This is a genomic window from Paraburkholderia humisilvae, assembly GCF_902859855.1.
Taxonomy (GTDB): Bacteria; Pseudomonadota; Gammaproteobacteria; order Burkholderiales; family Burkholderiaceae; genus Paraburkholderia; species Paraburkholderia humisilvae.
This window is the reverse complement of sequence record NZ_CADIKH010000245.1, coordinates 1-2,704: the sequence shown is the minus strand read 5'-3', so window position 1 is coordinate 2,704 and position 2,704 is coordinate 1. Positions and strand designations below refer to the sequence as shown.

Annotated in this window: 3 protein-coding genes and 2 pseudogenes; 2 read left to right on the top strand and 3 right to left on the bottom strand. The window is 57.3% G+C overall.

From position 1 onward, the window contains the following. Nucleotides 1-348: 348 nt before the first annotated feature. Entirely contained in the window at nt 349-753 is a 405-nt protein-coding gene (locus HV796_RS43760; RefSeq protein WP_246356380.1) for a hypothetical protein, read from the bottom strand. A gap of 103 nt (nt 754-856) precedes the next feature. Further along, nucleotides 857-1,282, bottom strand: a complete 426-nt coding sequence (locus HV796_RS41520) for a hypothetical protein (protein ID WP_175233450.1) — start codon at nt 1,280-1,282, stop codon at nt 857-859. 217 nt (nt 1,283-1,499) lie between these two features. On the opposite strand from HV796_RS41520, the gene HV796_RS46335 reads away from it, so the two are divergent. Further along, the gene (locus HV796_RS46335) at nt 1,500-1,676 is read left to right on the top strand and encodes an integrase core domain-containing protein (RefSeq protein ID WP_377692061.1); all 177 of its coding nucleotides are present in this window, start codon (nt 1,500-1,502) and stop codon (nt 1,674-1,676) included. A 206-nt stretch (nt 1,677-1,882) separates the two neighbouring features. Continuing rightward, nucleotides 1,883-1,975, top strand: a pseudogene (locus HV796_RS41510) (transposase); the annotation flags it as partial. Between the two features lie 54 nt (nt 1,976-2,029). Here the strand turns inward: HV796_RS41510 and HV796_RS41505 are convergent. Further along, nucleotides 2,030-2,469 (bottom strand): annotated as a pseudogene (locus HV796_RS41505) (IS6 family transposase); the annotation flags it as partial. Nucleotides 2,470-2,704: the final 235 nt, after the last annotated feature.

Here is a 2,704-nt window from a genome sequence, read left to right as displayed (position 1 = left end):
TCCGTCGGTTTCGCTTCGTCATCTTCTGGTTCCTTGTTGCCGGCCATTATGGCCGACTCACGCCCCAGCTTTTCCACTCAACGAACTGTCCGAATTCTCGAAGCCACCTCTTCCACTCTATGCCAGCCGTTCGATCCGAACGGAGGGGAGGCCGGCTATGATTAGCAGAACCGTTTTACTCGTTGGTTCCGTAAGCCTTCCTTCGCATATCATTTTTGCTTGACCGGCTTCCTTACCGCGACGGAACCGCTTTGCGCGACAGAGCCGCTGATCGTCAATTGGCTCCAGTAAGGTCAATTTCATCTCAACTCCCGTGTGCCATATGAACGAGAAACGCCCCTACGAATGCTACTGACTCCGGCGCGTGGCCACTTCAGTCTTGAGCGATGCAATCTCGGCTTCCAGGCGATCAATCACCGAGTACAGCTGGCTGCCGTTGATCGCATCTGTGCTGGCTGAGGTGATCGCGCCCGACGCTACGTTTGTGGTCTGCCGCTCCGCGCCCTGCATCCCCACGCTCACTACCCCGCTCGCTTCGCCCGCAAAGTTGTGCAGCGTGATGGCTCCCACCGTCGCGCTGGACACCTGCAGCGAGCTGCCCGTCTCCGAGCCCGTGCCAAGCGCCACCGTGTTCGGCACGTTCGCAACCGCTACAGGCCCGATCGCTATCGCGTCAACGCCGGTTGCGCCATCGTCGTTGTAATTGCCGGTTGGCAGGTCGCCGTCGTTGATGCTCACATAGTGCAACGTCATATGGAATCCTTATCAGAAAATCTTCTTTCTTTCATCATCATCAAGGCATACCGTAATTTTTCGTACCATGGCAACTCCACGTGGCCGCGCCGGAGGCGCAGTCCTACTGGTTACCAAGGGTGGTCAATTCCGCTCTGACCGATGCAATCAAGGCCTCCAGACCATTAACCGCCGAGTACAGCTGGCTGCCGTTGATCGCATCCGTGCTCGCTGAGGTGATCGCGCCCGGCGCCACGTGCGTGATCTGCCGCTCCGCGCCCGGCCCCCCAACGCTCACCACCCCCCTGGCGCTGCCCGCGAAGCCCCCGTAGGTCGTGTTGCCAATCGTCGCGTCGCTCACCTGGCTGAAGCTGCCCGTCATCGAGTTCGCCCCCAGCGCCACCGAGTTCAACACGCTCGCCGACGCGTTCGGGCCGATCGCGATCGCGCCGAGGACGGTTGCGCCATCGTTGTCATAGTTTCCCTGATGCTTACCGTCACCTTCGTCGGTGACGCTCACATAGTGAAATGCCATATCTTGCGATGTCATATCTCAGTCCTTGTCGGGAAATCCGCTTTTCGTCATCAAGGCATGCAGTAAGGCCGCCGCCGCCCTCTAAGCCGATCCGCGCAAAGGCGTTGTCAGGTTGTTGGGCCGGTGACGTAAAATGGCGTGATGAAGAAATCGGGTATTGTCAACTTGTTGGCTGGCGTTCGGCTGAAGGCGCAATATATAAGGATAACTAACGTAATCGGCAGAACACTCCATTATCGGAGCGCACGTCACGCTTTCCCAAGTCTCGTTCTTCTCAATGCGCCGCGCAAGGCTGCTTATTGAAGACCGGCGTATCGAGCATAACACCGACCGGCCTCACAGCTCGCTCGATTACCTCGCACCCGAGCAGTTCGCCCGGGCACATGACGCAACCCCGCAGTTTTTATAGCTGCAGGCCAGACTAAAACCGGGGGGAGCTACCGAAGACACATAATAAACGTATCCCCAACACGTGCCAGTGATTAATCATGCCAATGATAGTTTCTGACAGATTCTGAGTTGGCGCTGATCGATTCCAAATTTGGGCATTGACCTGCTCCCGCAAACAGGACCAGGCGGAGTCTAGTAAAGTTCTTTTCGGAGAAGAAGACGAACATGAAGAAGCGCTTTAGGGAAGAACAAATCATCGGGTTTCTGAAGGAAGCCGAAGCCGGTATGGCGGTCAAGGAACTGTGCAGGAAGCACGGGTGAAGATATGCTCGCGCTGCGTGATGTCCACTCCATGCCGGTTCAGCACGGCTACCTGTTCTGCCGCACCTTGATTGGCGTTGCACGTTCGGTGTTCAGCGATTCGAGCGCAGCCAGGTTCGCGCCGCTTTTGTCCACCGTAACCGTCCCGGGTTCGCCGTTCCGGTCAATCGCCCTGTCGAAGTACCGACGGGCTGCAGCCTTGTCACGGTGGGCGCGCAGCAGGAAATCGACCGTGTTGCCCTCGTTGTCCACGGCCCGGTACAAATACTTCCATTGCCCTTTGACCTTGATGTAGGTCTCATCCATGCGCCAGCTCTTTCCCACCGGGCGTTTGTGTTTGCGAAACGCTTTCCCAAAAAGCGGCACATGCTTGATGACCCACCGGTGAACGGTGGAATGATCGACCTCGAAACCGCACTCGCCATCATCTCTTCGAGATCGCGCAGGCTCAGCGAGTACGCAACGTACCAGCGCACGCACAGCAGGATCACGGGTTCTGATAATCATATAGCCGGCCCCCTCCCGTTCGGGTCGAACGGCTGGCGTAGAGTCGAGGTGCGAACAGCGACGTGACGCACAGGAGGCCGGTATGAACAAGTTTAGTGGAATCGATCTGTGTGAACTTTCGCCGTTAAGGAGGCAAACCGTTTTCGGCATAAAGGCGCCAGGGGCTTTTCGGCGCTTAGGCGCCACAAGTTTTTCGGCATATAGGCGCCAGTAGATTTT